Annotated in this window: 18 protein-coding genes; 5 read left to right on the top strand and 13 right to left on the bottom strand. The window is 65.9% G+C overall.

Going from position 1 to position 17,749, the window contains the following annotated elements:
- Positions 1-14: 14 nt before the first annotated feature.
- The 8 genes from F7R26_RS17445 to F7R26_RS17480 form a co-directional block, all read right to left on the bottom strand.
- The gene (locus tag F7R26_RS17445; protein WP_150986057.1) at positions 15-620 is read right to left on the bottom strand and encodes a 2-hydroxychromene-2-carboxylate isomerase; all 606 of its coding nucleotides are present in this window, start codon (positions 618-620) and stop codon (positions 15-17) included.
- 142 nt (positions 621-762) lie between these two features.
- Positions 763-1,185 carry a CopD family protein gene (locus F7R26_RS17450; RefSeq protein ID WP_150985938.1) on the bottom strand — a complete coding sequence of 141 codons (423 nt, stop codon included), beginning with the start codon at positions 1,183-1,185 and terminating at the stop codon, positions 763-765.
- Positions 1,186-1,287: 102 nt separating this feature from the next.
- Positions 1,288-2,568 carry a glutamate-5-semialdehyde dehydrogenase gene (locus tag F7R26_RS17455; protein WP_150985937.1) on the bottom strand — a complete coding sequence of 427 codons (1,281 nt, stop codon included), beginning with the start codon at positions 2,566-2,568 and terminating at the stop codon, positions 1,288-1,290.
- 127 nt (positions 2,569-2,695) lie between these two features.
- Positions 2,696-3,736, bottom strand: a complete 1,041-nt coding sequence (gene holA / locus F7R26_RS17460; protein WP_150985936.1) for a DNA polymerase III subunit delta — start codon at positions 3,734-3,736, stop codon at positions 2,696-2,698.
- Positions 3,737-3,801: 65 nt separating this feature from the next.
- Complete coding sequence (locus F7R26_RS17465) at positions 3,802-4,323, bottom strand: LPS-assembly lipoprotein LptE (protein ID WP_052494686.1); 522 nt, start codon at positions 4,321-4,323, stop codon at positions 3,802-3,804.
- Between the two features lie 49 nt (positions 4,324-4,372).
- The gene (leuS, locus tag F7R26_RS17470; protein ID WP_150985935.1) at positions 4,373-7,009 is read right to left on the bottom strand and encodes a leucine--tRNA ligase; all 2,637 of its coding nucleotides are present in this window, start codon (positions 7,007-7,009) and stop codon (positions 4,373-4,375) included.
- Between the two features lie 147 nt (positions 7,010-7,156).
- A complete protein-coding gene (gene dapB, locus F7R26_RS17475) occupies positions 7,157-7,954 on the bottom strand; it encodes a 4-hydroxy-tetrahydrodipicolinate reductase (protein WP_150985934.1) in 798 nt (265 codons plus the stop codon).
- 63 nt (positions 7,955-8,017) lie between these two features.
- Complete coding sequence (locus F7R26_RS17480) at positions 8,018-8,635, bottom strand: outer membrane protein assembly factor BamE (RefSeq protein WP_150985933.1); 618 nt, start codon at positions 8,633-8,635, stop codon at positions 8,018-8,020.
- 199 nt (positions 8,636-8,834) lie between these two features.
- On the opposite strand from F7R26_RS17480, the gene fur reads away from it, so the two are divergent.
- Entirely contained in the window at positions 8,835-9,266 is a 432-nt protein-coding gene (gene fur, locus F7R26_RS17485) for a ferric iron uptake transcriptional regulator (protein ID WP_043349559.1), read from the top strand.
- A gap of 72 nt (positions 9,267-9,338) precedes the next feature.
- Here fur and F7R26_RS17490 read toward each other — a convergent pair whose 3' ends face one another.
- The 3 genes from F7R26_RS17490 to tkt all read right to left on the bottom strand — a co-directional run bounded on the left by F7R26_RS17490 (position 9,339) and on the right by tkt (position 13,744).
- Entirely contained in the window at positions 9,339-10,328 is a 990-nt protein-coding gene (locus F7R26_RS17490; protein ID WP_150985932.1) for a LysR family transcriptional regulator, read from the bottom strand.
- 283 nt (positions 10,329-10,611) lie between these two features.
- Positions 10,612-11,610 carry a type I glyceraldehyde-3-phosphate dehydrogenase gene (gap, locus tag F7R26_RS17495; protein ID WP_043349563.1) on the bottom strand — a complete coding sequence of 333 codons (999 nt, stop codon included), beginning with the start codon at positions 11,608-11,610 and terminating at the stop codon, positions 10,612-10,614.
- A 97-nt stretch (positions 11,611-11,707) separates the two neighbouring features.
- On the bottom strand, positions 11,708-13,744 hold the full coding sequence (tkt, locus tag F7R26_RS17500; protein WP_193692086.1) for a transketolase: 2,037 nt from the start codon (positions 13,742-13,744) through the stop codon (positions 11,708-11,710).
- 130 nt (positions 13,745-13,874) lie between these two features.
- On the opposite strand from tkt, the gene F7R26_RS17505 reads away from it, so the two are divergent.
- The 4 genes from F7R26_RS17505 to F7R26_RS17520 all read left to right on the top strand — a co-directional run bounded on the left by F7R26_RS17505 (position 13,875) and on the right by F7R26_RS17520 (position 16,625).
- A complete protein-coding gene (locus F7R26_RS17505; protein ID WP_170301866.1) occupies positions 13,875-14,711 on the top strand; it encodes a spermine/spermidine synthase domain-containing protein in 837 nt (278 codons plus the stop codon).
- 72 nt (positions 14,712-14,783) lie between these two features.
- A complete protein-coding gene (locus tag F7R26_RS17510) occupies positions 14,784-15,224 on the top strand; it encodes a VOC family protein (RefSeq protein ID WP_150985931.1) in 441 nt (146 codons plus the stop codon).
- A complete protein-coding gene (locus F7R26_RS17515; RefSeq protein ID WP_150985930.1) occupies positions 15,224-15,982 on the top strand; it encodes a 16S rRNA (uracil(1498)-N(3))-methyltransferase in 759 nt (252 codons plus the stop codon). Before F7R26_RS17510 ends, F7R26_RS17515 begins: the two co-directional genes overlap by 1 nt.
- A gap of 52 nt (positions 15,983-16,034) precedes the next feature.
- On the top strand, positions 16,035-16,625 hold the full coding sequence (locus F7R26_RS17520; RefSeq protein ID WP_193692087.1) for a YidB family protein: 591 nt from the start codon (positions 16,035-16,037) through the stop codon (positions 16,623-16,625).
- An 83-nt stretch (positions 16,626-16,708) separates the two neighbouring features.
- On the opposite strand, the gene F7R26_RS17525 is transcribed toward F7R26_RS17520, so the two are convergent.
- Together F7R26_RS17525 and F7R26_RS17530 are read right to left on the bottom strand one after the other, a co-directional pair.
- Positions 16,709-17,308 carry a barstar family protein gene (locus F7R26_RS17525; protein ID WP_150986883.1) on the bottom strand — a complete coding sequence of 200 codons (600 nt, stop codon included), beginning with the start codon at positions 17,306-17,308 and terminating at the stop codon, positions 16,709-16,711.
- The gene (locus F7R26_RS17530; protein WP_318230911.1) at positions 17,305-17,661 is read right to left on the bottom strand and encodes a guanyl-specific ribonuclease; all 357 of its coding nucleotides are present in this window, start codon (positions 17,659-17,661) and stop codon (positions 17,305-17,307) included. Before F7R26_RS17530 ends, F7R26_RS17525 begins: the two co-directional genes overlap by 4 nt.
- Positions 17,662-17,749 lie beyond the last annotated feature (88 nt).

Below are 17,749 nucleotides of genomic sequence, written 5' to 3' on the forward strand. Positions count from 1 at the left end.
CGCGCTCCGGGGCTTCAGCCCGCCGCGAGGGCGCGATCGAGGAAGTCCAGGCGGTCCTGGCCCCAGAAAGGCTGGCCGTCATAGACGTACCACGGCGCGCCGAACGCGCCGACGGAAACCGCGTCCTGGGTGTGCTGGGTATAGGCGGCCTGGACAGCCTGCGCGTCGCTCGCCTTGAGCAGCGCCGCGCCTTCCAGGCCGATGCTGTCGGCCAGCTGCGCCAGCGTGGCGGCGTCAGCGATATTGCGTTGCTCGGCCCACAGGGCGCGGCCAATGGCGCCGATCAGCTCCATCGCTCGGGCGGTGCCATGGGCCAGCTGCACGGCGATGACCAGCTTGCTGGCGGCGTCGCCGGAGACCGGGAAAAAGGTTGGCTGCGGGTTCAGCGGCACGCCAAGAAACTCGCTCCAGCGGGCCAGCTCGACCAGGCGGTAAGCCTGGCGCTGCGGCGGACGCTGCGCCAGCGGCAAGCCCCCCGAAACGGAGAACACGCGGCCCAGGTCGCAGGGCTTGAGATTGACTTGCACGCCATGCTTGGCTGCAATCGCGGTGAAGCGTTCGTGGCCAAGGTAGACGAAAGGCGATTGCGGGGTGAGGTAGTAGTCGACCTGCTTGCTCATCATGTCCTCTGGACGGAGTGGGGCGAGACAACCGCGCGGTGAATGCGGCGATGCTGCGTGAAACGAAGGAAATACGATACGAGAAAAAACCCAAACCCGGCGGCCCGCGCAGGCGATGCGCGCGGCCGCCTGCCAACGCGCGTCAGAACGGCTTGACCACCACCAGGATCACCACCGCCAGCAGCACCAGCACCGGCAACTCGTTGAACCAGCGATAGAAGGTGTGCGATCGTGTATTGCGCCCGCCCTCGAACTTCTTGAGCAGCACGCCGCAGCCATGGTGATAGCCGATCAGCACCAGCACCAGCGCCAGCTTGGCATGCATCCAGCCCTGCCCAGGGCCGCGCCCGATCCCGTAGCCGATATACAGCCACAGCCCGAACACCAGCGCCGGCACCGCCAGCATGGTCATGAAGCGGTAGAGCTTGCGCGCCATCAGCAGCAGGCGCTGCACGCTCGCCGGCTCGCGCTCCATGGCGAGGTTGACGAAGATGCGAGGCAGGTAGAACAGGCCAGCGAACCAGGAAACAACGAAAACGATGTGCAGCGCTTTAACCCAGAGCATCTGGTCTTCTTTCTGGTTGGGTTCCCATGGGAACGCATGGGAACAGTGAAACGGTGGGAATGCGCAACGGGAAGCGGCACGCTACGCGTGCCGCCGGCCCGCTCAGGTACGGATCTCGCCGTGGCCGAACACCACGTACTTCAGCGAGGTCAGGCCTTCCAGGCCGACCGGGCCGCGCGCGTGCAGCTTGTCGTTGGAGATGCCGATCTCGGCGCCCAGGCCGTACTCGAAGCCATCGGCAAAGCGCGTCGACGCATTGATCATCACGCTGGCCGAGTCCACCTCGCGCAGGAAGCGCATGCCGGTGGTGTAGTTCTCGGTGATGATGGAATCGGTGTGCGCCGAGCCGTAGGTATTGATGTGCTCGATGGCCTCGTCCAGCCCGGCCACGGTGCGGATCGCCAGCACCGGCGCCAGGTACTCGAGCCGCCAGTCTTCTTCGGTGGCGTCGACCAGGCCGGTGAAACCGGCGGCTTGCAGCGTGGCGCGGGTGGCGGCGCACACGCGCAGCTCCACGCCCTTTTCCTGGTAGATGCGGCACAGCGGCGGCAGCGCCGCGGCGGCGACATCGCGCGCGACCAGCAGCGTTTCCATGGTGTTGCAGGGCGCGTAGCGCTGGGTCTTGGCGTTGTCGGCAACGCGCACTGCCTTGTCCAGGTCCGCGTCGACATCGATATAGACGTGGCAGATGCCATCCAGGTGCTTGATCATGGGCACCCGCGCTTCCGCCATCAGGCGCGCGATCAGGCTCTTGCCGCCGCGCGGCACGATCACGTCGACGTATTCGGTCATGGTGACGAGGCGGCCAACCGCGGCGCGGTCGGTGGTCGAGATCACCTGCACCGCTTCGGGCGGCAGGCCGGCGGCGGCCAGGCCCTCGGCCACCAGCGCGGCCAGCGCGGTATTGGAATCGATCGCCTCGGAGCCGCCGCGCAGGATGGTGGCGTTGCCCGACTTCAGGCACAGCGCGGCTGCGTCGATGGTCACGTTGGGACGCGACTCGTAGATGATGCCGATGACGCCCAGCGGCACCCGCATCTGGCCCACCTGGATGCCGGTGGGACGGAATTTCATGTTGCTGATCTCGCCGATCGGGTCCGCCAGCGCGGCGATCTGTTCCAGGCCGGCGGCCATGGTGTCGATGGCCTTGTCCGAGAGCGTCAGGCGGTCGATGAATGCGGCGTCCTGGCCGTTGGCGCGGGCACGCGCCACGTCGCCGGCGTTCACGGCCTTGAGGTGCGCGGCGTCGCGGCGGATGGCGGCGGCGATGGTCAGCAGCGCGCGGTTCTTGTCCGCGGTGGAGGCGCGCGCCATGGCGCGGGAGGCGGCGCGGGCCTGCTGGCCGACGCGGTCCATGTACTGCTTGAGATCGAGCTCGTTCATATTCCTGGCCAGGGGACCCGGCCCTCAATGCTTGGTTTAGCTTGTCTTTTTTGTCGGCAACGGCTGGCTATGCGGGTCACTGGCAGTGATCTCCAATAACCGCGCTACCGAATACCGGCCTGCGGGCTTACCGGGCGATGGTCAGCGCCAGCTGCAGCAGGCCATCCCAGGGCTCGGCCGGCATGCCTTCGGCGCGCAGGCCCTTGACCTGCCGGTCCAGCTTGGCGGCCATGCCCAGCGCGGCTTCCAGCTGCGCCAGCGAGAGGCGCTGCGCGGCCTGCGGCACCAGCTTTTCGCGCGGGCCCCAGATACGCAGTTCACGCGTCAGGACACCGATCTGCTTGCCTGCCGCCAGCCCTTGCCGGACTTTGGATAATACGCGAATTTCCTCGGTCAGCGCCCACAGCACCAGTACCGTGGCCTCGCCCTCCCCGCGCAGCCCTTCGAGCATGCGCACCAGGCGGGGCACGTCGCCGCTGAGCATGGCTTCGGAGAGCTTGAAGACGTCGTAGCGAGCCACGTTGAGCACCGCATCGTGCACCTGCTCGAAGGTCAGCGGACCAGCCGGATACAGCAGCCCGAGCTTCTGGATTTCCTGGTGAGCGGCCAGCAGGTTGCCTTCGACCTTGTCGGCGATGAACTGCAGCGCGCGCCGCCCCGGTTCACCCGGCTCGACCCGCTGCTGCTGCAGCGCCAGCCGCTCGCCGACCCAGGCCGGCAGCCGGGTGCGGTCGACGGAATCAACCTTGATCGACACGCCGGCGGCGTCCAGCGCCTGGAACCAGGCCGACTTGGCCGTGGCGAAGTCCAGCCGCGGCAGCGTGATGAACATGACCACGTCCGGCGAGGGCTGGGCAGCCACCGCGCGCAGCGCCTCGCCGCCGTCCTTGCCGGGCTTGCCGGAGGGAATCCGCAGCTCGACGATCTTGCGGTCACCGAACAGCGACATCGATTGCTGCGCCTGGACCAGGTGGCCCCAGTTGAAGCCGCGCTCGGAGGACAGCACCTCGCGCTCCGTGAAGCCGGCCTCGCGCGCAGCCTGGCGCAGGCGGTCGACCGCCTCGAGCACCAGCAGGTGCTCATCGCCATGCACCACGTAGAGCGGAGCCAGGCCGCGTCCCTTGGCCTGGCGCAGGTGCGCTTCGAGTCCATCGAGCTTGAGCTGCATGCCGTGCGCTTCTTTCCTCTGTCCTTGCCGTATTGGGCTTGTCTGGCCGGCGCTTCGCGCGCCGCTCAGATGGCCTTGACCGCGCTCAGCCGGCGAATCAGCTGCTGCACGATGTCGCGCTGCATGTCGCGATAGAGCTGCTGCTCTTCGTAATCCTTGGCCAGCGTGTTGGCTTCGTTGTAGGTCAGGTCGCGTGTTAGCACCAGTTGCGACGGCGCGATCAGCTCCTGGCCGCCGGCGTCACGCAGGCGGAAGGTGAAGCGCTGCGTCAGGCGGTACTCGCGCACCACGCCGGTGGTGGTAATCGACAGCACTGTCTTGGTACGCGTGTCCTGCAGCACATCGAGCAGGGCATCCGCCTCTTTCGGGTCGGTCACGATCTGCGTGTCCGACCCGTTGCGGATGGCGCGGCGCAAATCGGAACCCATCAGCGTATTGGGCGGAATGCTCACATACAGCCGCTTGAATGCGAAGTCCGCGTTGCCGCGCATGTGAAACCCGCAGCCGCCCAGCAGGCCGGCCAGCAGCAGCGTGGCCAGGACCTTGCGGCGGCCCTGCAGCGGTCGATCCAGCTTCTGTCCATCCATGTGGGCAGCTCCCTTGTTGGCTTCTCTCAGCGCTGGTTACAGCGCCACGTTAAAGAACCACGTTAACGAGGCGGCCCGGGACCACCACGATCTTCTTCGGCGCGGCGCCGTCAGCAAACTTGGCAACGATCTCGCTGGCGGCAGCCATGGCCTCGATGGCGGCGCGGTCGGCGTCGGCCGGCACCTTCAGGCTGCCGCGCACCTTGCCATTGATCTGCAGCACGAGGTCCAGCTCGCTTTGCACCAGCGCGGATTCGTCCACCTGCGGCCAGGCTGCGTCGAGCAGATCGCCGTACTGCGTGGCGTAGCCGAGCTCTTGCCACAGCCCGTGGGTGACGTGCGGCACCACCGGATACAGCACGCGCAGCAGGATGCCCAGGCCCTCGCGGCGCGCGGCGGGCGTGGCCTGCTTGGCGTCTTCCAGCGCGTTGAGCATCTTCATGGTGGCGGACACCACGGTGTTGTACTGGATGCGCTGATAGTCGTAGTTGGCCTGCTTGAGCACGCTGTGGATCTCGCGGCGCAGCGCTGCGTCGGCGTCGCCGGAAGGCACGGCATTGCCCGCCGCCGCAATCGCCTCGGCGTTGGCATAGCCGTAGTTCCACACCCGGCGCAGGAAGCGCGAAGCGCCCTCCACGCCCGAGCCGCTCCACTCGAGCTGCTGCTCGGGCGGCGCGGCGAACATCACGAACAGGCGCGCGGTGTCGGCGCCGTACTGGTCGATCAGGGCCTGCGGGTCAATGCCGTTGTTCTTGGACTTCGACATCTTCTCCACGCCGCCGATCACCACCGGCTGGCCATCCGCCGTGAGCACGGCGCCCAACGGGCGGCCGCGCTCATCGGTGCTGACTTCGACTTCGGCCGGGTTGAACCAGGTCTTCTTGCCCGCCGCGTCCTCGCGGTAGTAGGTATCGTTGAGCACCATGCCCTGCGTGAGCAGGTTGGAGAACGGCTCGTTGAACGTGACCAGGCCCATGTCGCGCATGACCTTGGTCCAGAAGCGGGCGTACAGCAGGTGAAGGATCGCGTGCTCGATGCCGCCGATATACTGGTCCATCGGCATCCAGTAGTCGTTGCGCGCATCGACCATGGTCGCCGCATCCGGGCAGGTATAGCGCATGTAATACCAGCACGAATCGATGAAGGTATCCATGGTGTCGGTCTCGCGGCGCGCCGGCTTGCCGCACGACGGGCAGGTGCACGCGAGGAAACGCGGATCCTTGGCCAGCGGGTTGCCGGTGCCATCCGGCACCAGGTCTTCCGGCAGCACCACCGGCAAGTCCTGTTCCGGCACCGGCACCACGCCGCAGTCGTCGCAATGGATCAGCGGGATCGGCGTGCCCCAGTAGCGCTGGCGCGAGATGCCCCAGTCGCGCAGGCGCCAGGTGATCTTCTTCTCGCCCAGGCCCTTGGCACCGAGATCGGCTGCGATGGCTTCTACCGCAGCCTTGTAGTCCAGGCCGTCGTACTTGCCGCTATGGATGCAGGTGCCGTGCTCCTTGTCGCCGTACCACTCCTGCCAGGCTTCGGTGGAGAACGGCTGGCCCTTTTTGGCGTCAACCACGTCGACCACTTGCTTGATCGGCAGGCCGTACTTGTTGGCAAAGGCAAAGTCGCGCTCGTCGTGCGCGGGCACGCCCATCACAGCGCCGTCGCCGTAGCTCATCAGCACGTAGTTGCCAACCCACACCTCGACCTGCTCGCCGGTAAGGGGGTGCGTCACCTTCAGGCCGGTGGGCATGCCCTTCTTTTCCATGGTCGCCATGTCGGCTTCCATCACCGAGCCGTGCTTGCACTCGTTGATGAAGGCAGCCAGTTCAGGATTGGTCGCGGCGGCATGGGTGGCCAGCGGGTGCTCGGCGGCGACCGCGCAGAAGGTCACGCCCATGATGGTGTCGGCGCGCGTGGTGAACACATAGAGCTTGCCGTCGCCGATCAGCTTGCCGTCGTCACCGGCGATGGCATGCGGGAACGCGAAGCGCACGCCCACGCTCTTGCCGATCCAGTTCTGCTGCATGATCTTGACGCGCTCGGGCCAGCCCAGGCCGTCCAGGTCGCCGAGCAGTTCCTCGGCGTAATCGGTGATGCGCAGGTAGTACATCGGGATCTCGCGCTTTTCAACCAGCGCGCCCGAGCGCCAGCCGCGCCCGTCGATGACCTGCTCGTTGGCCAGCACGGTCTGGTCAACCGGATCCCAGTTCACCGTGCCAGTCTTGCGGTAGGCGATGCCCTTTTCCAGCATCTTCAGGAACAGCCACTGGTTCCAGCGGTAGTAGTCCGGGCTGCAGGTGGCGACTTCGCGCGACCAGTCGATGGCCAGGCCCATCGACTGCATCTGCCGCTTCATTTCAGCGATGTTGTTGTAGGTCCAGACCGCCGGCGCCACGCCATTGTTGAGCGCGGCGTTTTCCGCCGGCATGCCGAACGCGTCCCAGCCCATCGGCATCAGCACGTTGTGCCCGTTCATGCGCAGATGGCGCGCCATCATGTCGTTGATGGTGTAGTTGCGCACGTGGCCCATATGCAGCTTGCCCGACGGGTAAGGCAGCATCGAGCAGGCATAGAACTTCGGCTTCTCGCTGCCGTCGGCCAGCTTCGCCTCTTCCGATACGCGATAGGCATCGATGGCTTGCCAGTGTTGCTGGGCGGCTTGTTCAACGGCTGAGGGAAGGTATTTGTCTTGCATGTTCAGGACAACGGCGCGGTGCGTCGGCGTGCGAAAAGCGTGGAAAAGATAAGCGGCGGGCAAGCGTTGCGGCGCCCGCCTGCGCTGGAACGGCGAAAGTGCCGATTATAACCGTCGGCACTTGCGGCGCAGGGCGTGCCGCAGGCCTTACTTCAGGCCAAGCACGTCCTGCATGTCGAACAGCCCGGTGGGCTTGTCGGCGAGGAAGCGCGCCGCGCGTAGCGCACCCTCGGCATACGACTGGCGGCTGGACGACTTGTGCGTGATCTCGATGCGCTCGCCGGTGCCGGCGAACATCACGGTGTGGTCGCCCACGATATCGCCGCCGCGCACGGTGGCAAAGCCGATGGAATTGGGGTCGCGCGGGCCGGTGTGGCCTTCGCGGGCAAACACGCCGCAGGTCTTCAGATCGCGGCCCAATGCCTTGGCCACCACCTCGCCCATCGCCAGCGCGGTGCCCGACGGGGCATCCACCTTATGGCGGTGGTGCGCCTCGATGACTTCGATGTCGTAGCCGGAAGACAGCAGCTTGGCGGCGACTTCCAGCAGCTTGAACGTGGCATTGACGCCCACGCTCATATTGGCGGAGAACACCACGCCAATGTGCTTGGCGGCTTCGGCGATGGCGGCGCGGCCGGCGTCGTCAAACCCGGTGGTGCCGGTGACGACCTTGACGCCCAGGCGCCTTGCCGCTGCCAGGTGCACGAGTGTGCCCTCGGGCCGGGTAAAGTCGATCAGGCAGTCAGCACCAGCGAGGGCAGCGTCGATATCCGAGGTGATCGCCACGCCCGTGGCGCGGCCCAGCAGCAGCCCGGCATCCTGGCCCAGCGCCGGAGCACCCGGCACATCCAGTGCGCCCGACAGGGTGACGCCTTCGGTGGCGAGTACGTGTTCGATCAACATACGGCCCATGCGGCCGGAGGCACCTGCGATGGCGATATTCATGGCGTGTCAGCAGTCAAAATACAAGCCGGCCGCGTGACGCGGCCGGCGTTCGGGCCTGAAGGCTCAGTTGGTCGGGCTGGTCGGGCCACCGGCCGCGGCGGACGAGGCGGCGGCAGCCGGAGCTGCCACCGCAGGCGCCGCAGCGGGAGCTGCGTCCGGGGCTGCGGCCGGGGCTGCGGCCGGGGCTGCAGCCGCATCCGAAGCCGCGGCAACGGTTTCCGCCGGTGCCTTGGGCGTCGGTGCCTTGCCCGCCTGCATGGCCTTCATGCCGTCGATTTCGGCAATCAGCTCGTATTCGGACGGCAGCTCGTCGCCACCGAACTTGACCAGCTTGTCGCCATCGAAGAACACGGTATAGCGGCGCTGCTGCACCACCGGCGTATTGCCGCGGCGGAACGAGAACACGTAGTCCCAGCGATTGCCGTGGAACACATCGGCCAGCAGCGGCGTGCCGAGCAGGAACTTGACCTGCTCGCGCGTCATGCCTTCGCGCAATTGGGCGGCGGCTTCACGCGAGACAAAGTTGCCTTGCACGATGTTGATACGGTACGGCGTGATCGCGTTGGCGACCTTGCGCGACGTATTGTCATAGGTGGAGCACGCAGCCGTCAGCAGGGTAGCTGCAGCCAGCACAGTAGTAACCAGCGTCGGACGCATGGCGGACGAACGAAATGAACGCATGTATCTCGCTTCTAGAAGGGAGAGAAAAGTGCCGATTCAGGCCCTCGCGGCGCTTGCCGTGAGGCGGCAGCGGCGATGGATCATCGCGAGCGCAGCCTAGGGCAGGTGACCGAGCCCCGGGCAACCGCCGGGGCGACTTTTGCCGCCAAAACCCTTATGATTCAACTATCCAGACATTGTACTCTAGGGAGTCACGCCCATGCCGAGTCCGGCGGACCTCAAAAATATCGGTCTCAAAGCGACCGTACCGCGTCTGAAGATCCTCGAGATCTTCCAGACCAGCGAGCAGCGCCACCTCAGCGCCGAAGATGTTTACCGCATCCTGCTCAACGAACAAATGGATATCGGCCTTGCAACCGTCTATCGCGTGCTGACCCAGTTCGAGCAGGCGGGACTGCTGTCGCGCAACAACTTCGAATCCGGCAAAGCCATTTTCGAGCTCAATGAAGGCAAGCATCACGACCACCTGGTCTGCATCGATTGCGGCCGCGTGGAAGAATTCTACGACTCCGAGATCGAGCGTCGCCAGCAAAGCATCGCAACCGAGCGCGGCTTCGCGCTGCAAGAACACGCATTGTCGCTCTATGGCAGCTGCACGAAGCACGAGTGCCCCCACCGGCCCAAGCGCTAGACCTGCGGCGGGACTGCCGCGCGAACATAAAAAAACCGGCGCCAGCGCCGGTTTTTTTATTTCAAGCCTGCTTCACGATTCCGTATGATCCTGCTCGGCAACGATGTGCAGGCCGCGCGCAACCGCCGGCACGCCGACGAATTCGCCCACGACCTGGCGGAACAGCCCGCGTGCCCACACCAGCATCGGGTGCGTGTTGCGGCTGCGGTGCCAAAACATATTCAGGCCCAGCGTGGTGTTGAGTTCTGCCGGCAAGGGGAAGGCCTTGAGGCCGTAGGTCTCGCAAGCCATGTCCTTGGTCAGCGCATTGACCGTGAAAATCATGTCGGTCTGTGCGGCCAGCTCCGACTGCGCGCGCCAGGAATGCACCGTCAGCGTGGCATTGCGCTTTAGCCCGCGCTGCTGCAACGCGTAGTCCAGCGGGATCAGCGACGGTGCCGGGCGGCCATTGCCGCCGGAATGCGCCATGAAGATGTGGCCGCAGTCGAGATACTGCTCGAGCGTGCAGGTGCCCTTGAGCACCGGATGGTTTTTACGCGCGCAAACCCAGAGGTTGAGCGAAGTCACCATCTCTTCCACGATTTCGGGATGCCGGGTCGGGAATGGCGAGAACGCCAGGTCCAGCTCGTTGCCACGCATGGCGGCCACATCCGACTCCCAGGAATGGGATTCGACCAGCTTGATATGCAACTCCGGCGCCAGTTGCTTGATGCGCAGGATAAAGCGGTTGAAGACCGTATCGCCCAGCTCGGCGGCAAAGCCGATGTTGAGGGTGCCGGTGGCGGTAGCGGGGTCGAAATTATCGGCGTCGCCCTCGTTGATCGAGGACCACAGGTCCAGCATGTCGCGAATCTTCGGCCCGAGTTCCAAGGCTCGCGGCGTCGGCGTCAGGCCGTGCGGCACGCGGATGAAGAGGGGATCGTCGAAAATCTCGCGAAGACGGCCCAGCGAATGCGAAACCGCAGGTGCGGTCATATGCATTTTTTCCGCGACATAGGTCGCGTTTCGCTTGCTGAGCAGCTCGGTAAAAATCACGAGCAGCTTGGTATCCACATTCACCATGATCTCACCCAGGTTGGATTGGGAATTGGGAATGACCGTATCGTCACTTGCATTGGCTGCACATCGGTGTTTCCAGCACTTTCACAGTGTAAGAGCAAAGTAGGGAACGGAACAGGAATTCCGCGCCAGCCCTTGCACCGTGCCGGCCTTCGTCCTTTTGCCAGGAACCTGGCAAAAGGACCCGCCTGGGTTTTCCGATAGCTGGAGTTGCAAGCAGACGACAAGGCGGCATCCCGGGGAATGCCGCCTTGTTCCGTGCGCAAACCAACCTATCCCGGCAAACTTACTTGGCGACCACGCGCGCCATTTCCAGCACCTTGTTGGAATAGCCCCACTCGTTGTCGTACCAGCTCACGATCTTGACGAAGGTCGAGTCCAGCGCGATGCCGGCTTCGGCGTCGAAGATCGAGGTGCGTGCATCGCCGCGGAAATCCGTAGCAACCACCTTGTCTTCGGTGTAGCCCAGCACGCCCTTGAGCGCGCCCTGGCTCTGTGCCTTCATTTCGGCGCAGATCTCGGCGTAGGTAGCACCCTTTTCCAGCTCGACGGTCAGGTCGACCACCGACACGTCGGAGGTCGGCACGCGGAACGACATGCCGGTCAGCTTCTTGTTCAGCTCGGGAATCACCACGCCCACGGCCTTGGCAGCGCCAGTGCTCGACGGGATGATGTTTTCCAGGATGCCGCGGCCACCGCGCCAGTCCTTGTTGGACGGGCCATCGACGGTCTTTTGCGTGGCGGTGGTGGCATGCACGGTGGTCATCAGGCCGCGCTTGATGCCCCACTTGTCGTTCAGCACCTTGGCGACCGGCGCCAGGCAGTTGGTGGTGCAGCTGGCGTTGGAGATGATCGCCTCGCCCTTGTACGTGCCATGGTTCACGCCGTACACGAACATCGGGGTGTCATCCTTGGACGGTGCCGACATGATCACCTTCTTGGCGCCCGCGTCGATGTGCTTCTGCGCGCCTTCCTTGGTCAGGAAGATGCCGGTGGATTCGATCACCACGTCGGCGCCGATCTCGCCCCACTTCAGCTCGGACGGATCCTTGACGGCGGTCAGGCGGATTTTCTTGCCATTGACGATCAGGGTGTTGCCGTCGACCGACACTTCGCCGTCAAAGCGGCCGTGCACCGAGTCGTACTTCAGCATGTAAGCCAGGTAGTCCGGTTCGAGCAGGTCGTTGATGCCGACGACTTCGATTTCCTTGAAGTTGGCTGCGGCTGCGCGGAACACCATGCGCCCGATGCGGCCGAAGCCGTTGATGCCGATCTTGATGGTCATGTTTATCTCCTGAGTAGGCTAACGATCGATGGATGCGGGAAAGCGTCTGCCGGCCCGCGCGGCCGAGTCGACCGCTGCGCGGGCCCGCGAATACCTGTTACTGACCGAGCGTGTCGCGCACGGTGCGCACGACGTTCTCGACCGTGAAGCCGAAGTGCTTGAACAATACGCCAGCGGGAGCCGATTCGCCGAAGGTGTCAATGCCCACCACGGCCTGGACCTGGTACTTCCACCAGAAGTCCGTCACGCCTGCCTCGACCGCCACGCGCGGCACGCCGGCCGGCAGCACCGATGCCTTGTAGGCGGCGTCCTGCTTGTCGAACACCGTGGTTGCCGGCACAGAGACCACGCGCACGTGCACGCCGTCAGCAGCCAGTTGCTCTGCGGCGCCCACGGCCAGGCCGACTTCCGAGCCGGTGGCGATGATCACGGCATCCGGACGGCCGGTCTTGGGATTGTTGCCGGCGCGCAGCACATAGCCGCCCCGCGCGATATTGGCGCGGGTGGTGTCGTCACGCTGCTGGAACGGCAGGTTCTGGCGGCTGAAAATCAGGCAGCTCGGGCCGTTCTCACGGCGCACGGCCTGGGCCCAGGCCACCGCGGTTTCGGTCGTGTCGGCGGTACGCCACACGTCCATGTTGGGGATCAGGCGCAGGCTGGCGACGTGTTCGATCGACTGGTGGGTCGGGCCGTCTTCGCCCAGGCCGATGGAGTCGTGGGTGAACACGAACAGCGTGCGGATCTTCATCAGCGCCGCCATGCGCAGGGCATTGCGGCTGTAGTCGGAGAAGGTCAGGAAGGTGCCGCCGTAGGGGATGTAGCCACCATGCAGCGTGATGCCGTTCATGATGGCGCTCATGCCGAACTCGCGCACGCCGTAGTTGATGTGGTTGCCCCAGGCATCGCCGCGCACGGCCTTGCTGCCGGACCAGTTGGTCAGGTTGGAGCCGGTCAGGTCGGCCGAGCCACCCAGGAATTCCGGCAGCACCGGCGCGAGCGCCTCGATGGTGTTCTGGCTGGCCTTGCGGGTAGCGATGGTTTCCGCCTTTTCCTCGCACTTGGCCAGGAAAGCGTCCACGGCAGCGTCAAACGCGCCGGGCAGCTCGCCACGCATGCGGCGCTGGAATTCGCCGGCTTCGTACGGGAAGCGCTCTGCATAAGCCTCGAACAGCGCGTTCCAGGCCTTCTCCAGCGAACCGCCGCGGGCCTTGGCATCCCATGCCGTATAGACTTCGGCCGGGAGCTCGAACGGGGCGTGTGCCCAGCCCAGCGCCTCGCGCGTGGCCAGGATTTCGGCGCCGCCAAGCGGCGCGCCATGCACATCGTGGCCGCCTTCCTTGTTGGGCGCGCCCTTGCCGATCAGGGTACGGCAGCAGATCAGGGTCGGACGGTCGCTGTGCTTGGCTTCGGCGATGGCGGCATCGACGGCGGCGGCGTCATGGCCGTCCACCGCGCGGATCACATTCCAGCCGTAGGCTTCGAAACGCTTCGGGGTGTCGTCGGCGAACCAGTGCACCACGTCGCCGTCGATCGAGATGCCGTTGTCGTCCCAGAGCGCGACCAGCTTGTTCAGCTTGAGCGTGCCGGCCAGCGAGCAGGCCTCGTGGCTGATGCCTTCCATCAGGCAGCCGTCACCCAGGAACACATAGGTGTGGTGGTTGACGATGTCGAAGCCCGGGCGGTTGAATTCCTCGCCCAGCAGGCGTTCAGCCAGCGCCATGCCGACCGCATTGGTCAGGCCTTGGCCCAGCGGGCCGGTGGTGGTTTCCACGCCCGGGGTGATGCCATATTCCGGGTGGCCTGCCGTCTTGCTGTGCATCTGGCGGAAGTTCTTCAGTTCGGCCAGGGGCAGGTCGTAGCCGGTCAGGTGCAGCAGTGCGTAAAGCAGCATCGAGCCGTGGCCGTTGGACAGCACGAAGCGGTCGCGGTCAGCCCACTTGGGGTTGCTCGGGTTATGCTTCAGATGACGGCCCCACAGCGCAACCGCAATATCCGCCATGCCCATCGGCATGCCGGGGTGGCCTGAATTGGCCTGCTGGACGGCGTCCATGGCCAGGACGCGGATGGCGTTGGCCATAAGTTGGACGGGCTGCGAAGCGTGCGGACTGGCGGCGGGATGAGCGAGGTGAGACATGCGGCGGGAACCTGGCGGCGGGAAAAGCGCAATTTTACCAGATCAAAGGGGGGCGTTAGGCCACCCGGCGGCCCCGCCTGGCGGCCATCTGCAATGGACCGAATGGCTTTCCCCGGGCGTTGGCACCACCTTGGGCCAGATTCGGCTGCTCGCGGCAATGCGCTCGCCGTACCAGCAAATCGAGATTGGCGAGCATCCCCGCTTTGGCCGGATCTTCCGCCTCGATGGCCGCATCATGAGCGCGGAAGCAGACGCCTTCATCCAGCATGAGCTGATGGTGCACCCCATGGCCGTGGCCCATGGCGCGGCACGCTCCGCGCTGGTGGTGGGTGGCGGCGACGGCGGTTCGGCGCATGAATTGCTGCGCCTGCCCTTCATGCGCGAGGTGGTGGTGGCCGAACTCGACCCCGATGTCGTGACGCTGGCCCGGGCCTGGCTGGACGGCATCCACCAGGGCGCCTTCGAGGATCCACGCGTGCACCTCGCCATTGGCGACGCGCTGGGCTTGATGGAAGCCTTTGGCCGCGCGGGGCGGCAGTTCGACCTGATCGTCTTCGATCTGACCGAGGCCGACGACGGCAGCCCGGCGGCGGCGCTCTTCTCCAACCACGGCCTGCAAACCGCCCGGCGCTGCCTGGCGCCCGGCGGCGCGCTGTCCCTGCACCTTGGCCCGCCGGAACACCGCCCCGAGTCGGTCCGCGTGCTCGCCGCGCGCTTGCGCCAGTGCTTTGCGCAAGTCCACCCCATCACCACCTTCATCCCCGTCTACGGCGCGCAATGGGCCATCGCGCTGGCCAGCGACACCCTCGACGTGCGCGGCGCCGATGCCGCGCGGCTCGACGAGCGGCTGCGCGCCTGGAAGCTCGAGCGCAAGCTGCGCTGCTACCACGCCGCGCTCCATCCGGCCTTGTTCGCCCTGCCCCTGCACCTGCAGGCGCTTTTCGACAGCGCCTGCGCACCCGCGTAAGATGCTCGTTCGCACCGCGGGTCTTGCCGCCCAGGCAAGCCCCGCGCGGCTTCCCGTAACCAGGAGACGATCATGACAAGACCGGCCAACACCCCCTGGCTCACCCCCTACCTGACGGTAGGCAACGGGCGCAGCGCGCTCGACTTCTACCACCGCGCCTTCGGTTTCAGCGCGGGGAACGTGGTCGACGAAAACGGTGTGCCGACCCACGCCGAGATGCACTACCAGGGCGAGCTCGTCGTGATGTTCGCGCCCGAAGGCGCCTGGGGCAGCACCGCGCGCTCGCCCCGCTCGCTCGGCGTCGAATGCCCGCAGACGTTCTACGTCTACTGCGACGATGTCGATGCCATGCACGCGCGCGCCGTCGCCGCCGGCGCGGTCAGCCTGATGGCGCCCGCCGACCAGTTCTGGGGCGACCGCTACTGCATGGTCGAGGATCCCGATGGCTACCGCTGGGGCTTCGGCAAGCCGCTGGACAAAGCCGCCGGCAAGAACGAGGACGGATCCGCCTGATGCCACCTCGCTTTTTCATCGATGCCCCCTTGGCCGCCGAGACCGACATGCCGTTGCCTGAGGCCGTGGTGCGCCATGTCCAGGTGCTGCGGCTCAACCCCGGCGACGACATCACCTTGTTCGACGGGCGCGGCGGCAGCCATGCAGCCACCCTGGTCGAAATCGGCAAGCGCCATGCGCTGGCGCGGATCGGCAGCCACGATCCGTTCGAGGCCGAGCCGCCGTTCCGCGTCACGCTGGCGCAGGGGCTGGCTGGTGGCGACAAGATGGACTGGCTGATCGAGAAATCCGTCGAGCTTGGCGTTGCCGCCATCCAGCCGCTGCAGGCGGCCCGCTCGGTGGTCCGGCTTTCGGGAGAACGGGCGCAGAAACGCCAGGCGCACTGGCAGGCGCTGGTCGAGGCCGCATGCGAGCAATGTGGGCGCAATCGCTTGCCGGAGGTCGCGCCGGTCGCTAACGTGGAATCCTGGCTGGGCCTGCAGGCAAAGCCTGCGGCGGACCAGGATGGGGCACGGCTGCTGGTATCGCCGCGGGCTTCGCAGTCGCTGGTATCGTTTGCCACCGAGCAGCGCAATGCGTTGCTGGACCGCGGCGTGACGCTGCTGATCGGGCCCGAGGGCGGGCTGGCGCCGGACGAGGAAGCGGCGGCGCTGCGTGCCGGTTTCACGGGCGTGTCACTCGGGCCGCGCATCTTGCGTACAGAAACAGCCGGGCTTGCTTGCCTGGCCACGCTCAACGCGGTACTGGGCGGATTTTGACGGCACCCGGGCCATCCCGGCCCGGCGCCACACTCACCGGAAGGAGTCGACCATGGGACTACTCGATAGCGTGCTGGGCGGAGTGCTCGGGCAGCGCGGCAGCGGCGAAGCGGGCGCTGGCGGCCTGAACCCCAAGATGATGATGGCGCTGGGGCTGCTGGCCATGCTGGCCATGCGCCATAAGGGCGGGGACAGCAGCGGCGGCGCCGCGCAGGATCCGGCCTCGGCAGGTGCGGGGGGCCTCGGCGGCCTTGGCGGACTGCTCGGCGGGCTGATGGGCGGCGGCGCGGCCGGTGGCGCACCAGGCGGCCTCGATCTGGGCGGATTGCTCGGCGGGCTGCTGGGCGGCCAGGCCGGCGGCGCGTCCGCGCTGGGCGCAGCGGCCGGCGGCATCGGCGCCTTGCAGCAGGTCCTGGCCCAGGCGGGCCTGGGCGAACAGGTCAACTCGTGGATCGGCACCGGCGCCAACCAGGCGGTCTCGCCGTCCGCGCTGGCCAGCGCACTGGGTGGCACCGGCGCGCTGGAGAGCCTGGCCGAAAAGACGGGCTTGTCCCAGGACGATGTCGCAGCCCATCTCAGCGAAGGACTGCCGGAGCTGATCGACAAGCTGACGCCGCAAGGCCAGGTACCGCCGGCGGCGTAACCGCGCGCCCTGCCGGCAAAGCAAAAGGCCCGCTGCTAGCGGGCCTTTTTTAACTTGCTGTCGTCGCTACAGGCGGCTGGCGCTCAGGCGAAGGAATAGAACACGCGGAACTGCACCTTGCGCTCGGCCCAGAACTCGGCCGCATCACGGAACACATCGAGCAAGACCTCGCGCCCTTCCTTGTCGAACTTCTGCGCAATCGGCAGGCCTTCGAGCACGATCACGAAACCGGGCTGCGGGCCCGCCTTGTAAATCAGGTCGGTCAGGCAATCGGCCAACGCATCGAAATTCTTGCCGAAATGCTTGGGAAAGAGGAAGTTGGTGGCGATGGTTTCCAGCACTTCCGCCTTGCTCTGGCAATGTGCGCAGTTCGCATAGAGGAAGTGCTGGCCCAGCTCCGCCGCGGCCTGAGCGAGTTCGGGCACGCGAAACGCGCGGATCGACTGGACGATGTTTGGACGCACCGTCTTGAACAGGGTCATGGCTCCCTCTTGGCTGCCGTCAGTGCCTGCTGCGGGAACGGGTGCGAGCGGCGGTTGTTGCGAGAGCTCGTTGCGGGGCATCGTCAACACGTTGTCGTAAAGATTCTGGGCCTGGGTCTGGGCCCGCTGCCAGCCATCTCCGGCGCCGCGCTCTTCGCGGGCGGCAAGGGCGTCGCCCAGTCCGAAAATGTCAGTCATCATTTGGCTATCCGTTTGAAACTGTTGTAGTGGTCGTCCGTGTAGTAACAGTCGTTGGTGGCGCGTTGATCACCGCCACATACGATCCGTCGTGCTCCTCGATTTCGGCTGTTTGTCTTCACCGTGTATTCGCGGTAGTAATTGCGCGACCTTTGCGGCAGGGCGCGCTCGTAGTTGCCGAACCTCGAGCCATCCTTGGCGTAGGGAAACGGGCCACCCGCTTCGATCCTCTCCAACGTGGACTGTGCCTCGTTGGGCAACTGTTGTACTGCGATGGTTCCCGTGCCGTCATCGGCCGCCTGGCGTGCCAGCACCGGCTGCGCCAGCGCGCACGACAACGCCACGCCTGCCAGCACCCGGCTTGCCACCCGCGCCAGACCGGCGACTGAAATCCATTGTGATGCGCGCTGCGTCAAAGGAATCTGGGAACCCACGTTGCTTGTC

Origin of the sequence: Cupriavidus basilensis (genome assembly GCF_008801925.2) — a bacterium.
In the GTDB taxonomy this organism is placed as follows: Bacteria; Pseudomonadota; Gammaproteobacteria; order Burkholderiales; family Burkholderiaceae; genus Cupriavidus; species Cupriavidus basilensis.

Coding starts and splice junctions, on each gene's coding strand:
- F7R26_RS17510 (WP_150985931.1), top strand. CDS start 14,784: ATGACAAGACCGGCCAACACCCCCTGGCTCACCCCCTACCTGACGGTA.
- gap (WP_043349563.1), bottom strand. CDS start 11,610: ATGACCATCAAGATCGGCATCAACGGCTTCGGCCGCATCGGGCGCATG.
- F7R26_RS17445 (WP_150986057.1), bottom strand. CDS start 620: ATGAGCAAGCAGGTCGACTACTACCTCACCCCGCAATCGCCTTTCGTC.
- F7R26_RS17480 (WP_150985933.1), bottom strand. CDS start 8,635: ATGCGTTCATTTCGTTCGTCCGCCATGCGTCCGACGCTGGTTACTACT.
- F7R26_RS17490 (WP_150985932.1), bottom strand. CDS start 10,328: ATGGTGAATGTGGATACCAAGCTGCTCGTGATTTTTACCGAGCTGCTC.
- dapB (WP_150985934.1), bottom strand. CDS start 7,954: ATGAATATCGCCATCGCAGGTGCCTCCGGCCGCATGGGCCGTATGTTG.
- F7R26_RS17525 (WP_150986883.1), bottom strand. CDS start 17,308: ATGATGACTGACATTTTCGGACTGGGCGACGCCCTTGCCGCCCGCGAA.
- F7R26_RS17520 (WP_193692087.1), top strand. CDS start 16,035: ATGGGACTACTCGATAGCGTGCTGGGCGGAGTGCTCGGGCAGCGCGGC.
- F7R26_RS17465 (WP_052494686.1), bottom strand. CDS start 4,323: ATGGATGGACAGAAGCTGGATCGACCGCTGCAGGGCCGCCGCAAGGTC.
- leuS (WP_150985935.1), bottom strand. CDS start 7,009: ATGCAAGACAAATACCTTCCCTCAGCCGTTGAACAAGCCGCCCAGCAA.
- tkt (WP_193692086.1), bottom strand. CDS start 13,744: ATGTCTCACCTCGCTCATCCCGCCGCCAGTCCGCACGCTTCGCAGCCC.
- F7R26_RS17515 (WP_150985930.1), top strand. CDS start 15,224: ATGCCACCTCGCTTTTTCATCGATGCCCCCTTGGCCGCCGAGACCGAC.
- F7R26_RS17450 (WP_150985938.1), bottom strand. CDS start 1,185: ATGCTCTGGGTTAAAGCGCTGCACATCGTTTTCGTTGTTTCCTGGTTC.
- holA (WP_150985936.1), bottom strand. CDS start 3,736: ATGCAGCTCAAGCTCGATGGACTCGAAGCGCACCTGCGCCAGGCCAAG.
- F7R26_RS17455 (WP_150985937.1), bottom strand. CDS start 2,568: ATGAACGAGCTCGATCTCAAGCAGTACATGGACCGCGTCGGCCAGCAG.
- fur (WP_043349559.1), top strand. CDS start 8,835: ATGCCGAGTCCGGCGGACCTCAAAAATATCGGTCTCAAAGCGACCGTA.